The 1,503-nt window shown below is 69.2% G+C and carries 3 protein-coding genes; 2 read left to right on the top strand and 1 reads right to left on the bottom strand.

Annotated features, from left to right (window positions below; translation table 11 throughout):
- Positions 1 to 3: 3 nt before the first annotated feature.
- Entirely contained in the window at positions 4 to 927 is a 924-nt protein-coding gene (locus Vgi01_RS31070) for an AfsR/SARP family transcriptional regulator (protein WP_239089269.1), read from the bottom strand.
- Positions 928 to 931: 4 nt separating this feature from the next.
- Between Vgi01_RS31070 and Vgi01_RS31075 the strand changes: the two genes are divergently transcribed.
- Both Vgi01_RS31075 and Vgi01_RS31080 read left to right on the top strand, forming a co-directional pair.
- On the top strand, positions 932 to 1,258 hold the full coding sequence (locus tag Vgi01_RS31075) for a hypothetical protein (RefSeq protein WP_239089270.1): 327 nt from the start codon (positions 932 to 934) through the stop codon (positions 1,256 to 1,258).
- On the top strand, positions 1,249 to 1,503 hold a 255-nt coding region (locus tag Vgi01_RS31080; RefSeq protein ID WP_239089271.1), incomplete at its 3' end, for a hypothetical protein. The genes Vgi01_RS31075 and Vgi01_RS31080, both read left to right, overlap by 10 nt.

Below are 1,503 nucleotides of genomic sequence, written 5' to 3' on the forward strand. Positions count from 1 at the left end.
AACCTACTCGCAAGAGATTTCCCACCAGCTCACGCAGGGCGGCGTAGGTGTCGGGGGAAGATCTTCTGGGACTTCTACCTCGCGGGTGCGTACGAGGTCGTCGAGGAGGGCACGGAGTTCGGCTGACCGGTTGTCCGCGTGTGCGACCCGCATGGCGTCGAGCCAGGGGTGGTCGTCGAGGCGGGCGGGGTCCGCGATCCAGGCTCGTTCCACCGCCCATCGGGCTCCGCTGGTGTCGCCAGCCTCAAGGTACAGATTCACCAGTTGGTGTGCGGTGTCGACGATCGCGGAGGCGAGGTTGTGCGGTTGGACGTCGCTGCCCGGTAGCCAGGTGTAGGGGTTGCGGTAGCCCGATGAGTACGGCAGCTCGGCTCCCGCCAAAGGCTCACCACGGACCAACTCCAACGCCCGGCGCAGATCGTCTGCTCCTGCCGCTCCCCTGGCTTCGCCACGGGCCCGGAGGCGACAAAACAGCTGACAGTCGAGCAGCACCCCGGGGGTCAGCCGGTAGGGCCGGTCCGGTCCGGCGTTGGGAGGCAGCCACTGGGTGCCATCGGCCTTCTCCCCGAGCGAGCGGCGTACTTTGCTGATGGCGGCGCGGCGACTCCGGGCGTTGACGCCACGGTCGGACCACAACGCGTCGTCGATTTGGTCGCCGGTGGCTCCGGCTCGGCCCCGTTGCGCCAGGTAGACGACCAGTTCCGAGTAGAAGCGGATGCGCTCGTCGGGCGGCTCGCCGGCGGCTTTGACCTCGACTGGCCCGAGGATGGCGATCCTCGGGCGGTAGGAATCGGGTCGGTACCAGGCGTCAATGTCCTCGTCGAGGGTGGGGTCGTGGGGTTCGCGGCGGCTTGCTGGCGTGCTCGTCCGGGTTCTCGCCGTATCGCTGATTGGAGTGAGGGCCTGCACGTCGACTGGTTGCGTCACGGTGGTGCCGGTTTTGGGCGGGCACCGGGGTGCGATCGGGTTCGGGCACGGCCGGCAGCCCTTCCTGTACGCGTTCGTTCCTCGTCGGGTGTCCGGCGACGGGGTCGTCGCGTACACCGTTCTCTTCCAGTTGCTCGTCCTGGTCCTGCGCCGGAGCGTCGCTGTCGTCGAGCAGGTGTCCGTGCGCGTCGGTGCCCTCCGCCCACGGCTCCGGCTCGGGCGCGGCAGGCACCTGCTCGTCGGCGATGGGGCGGCGGCGCGGGCGGCGCGCATGACGGGTGCGAGGCGGGCGAGTTGGTCGCGGGCAGTCGGCTGGCAGTGGTGTTGGTGATGCTGAGCCAGTCGATGGCCAGGCTGCCGTCTGCGCTGACGTCGACGTGCCAGGTGGTCGGGGTCTCGGTGACGGCGGCGACCGCGGCGGCGCATCTGCCGGCCATGCGGAGTTCGTCCGTGAGGGCGGTGAGTTGTTCGTCGATGTTCGTGGTGTCTGCGATGAGGAGGACGTGCGGCATCCAGGTGTCGGCGATCCGTCCGGCGAAGGTGGTGGTGATGCCGGTGTCGGTCATTGCCTGGCGT

The sequence above is a fragment of the Micromonospora gifhornensis genome (assembly GCF_016863515.1).
GTDB lineage: Bacteria > Actinomycetota > Actinomycetes > Mycobacteriales > Micromonosporaceae > Micromonospora > Micromonospora gifhornensis.